General features: G+C 69.4%; 1 protein-coding gene. It reads left to right on the forward strand.

Annotated elements, in window-relative coordinates; all coding sequences use genetic code 11:
* Positions 1 to 451, forward strand: a 451-nt coding sequence (locus AC1DN0_RS41480; RefSeq protein WP_477146667.1) for a TonB-dependent receptor plug domain-containing protein, incomplete at both ends; no start/stop codon positions are given.

Genomic DNA, 451 nt, shown 5'->3' on the forward strand with positions numbered 1-451 from the left:
GGCCCTGTCCCTGGCCTGTGCCGCGCAGGCGCAAACCGCCCCGGATGGCGCGCCGCGCGCACGCTCGGCCACCGACCTGGATGCCATCAAGGTCATCGCCGAGCGCACCCACACCGACACCGGCGCGCTGGGTGACCGCGCGGTGCGCGATACCCCGTTCGCGATCGCCGTGGTCGGTCGCGAAGAGATCGAGAAGCGCCAGGTCGTCTCGCTGGGCGAGGCCTTCCTGACCGACCCGTCGGTGGTTACCCAGGTCAGCGCGTATGCCAGCGGCTGGAGCTCGCCGATCCGCAACCGCGGCATCGACCTCAGCTACGACAGCTACCGCGTCAACGGCCTGCAGGTCTCTTCGTGGGGCACCGAGTGGCCGCTGGAAGTGATGGAGCAGGTGGAACTGCTGAAGGGTCCCGGTGGGTTCATGTACGGTTTCGGCCAACCCGGCGGCATCGTC

The sequence above is a fragment of the Cupriavidus sp. 05N39 genome (assembly GCF_056397325.1).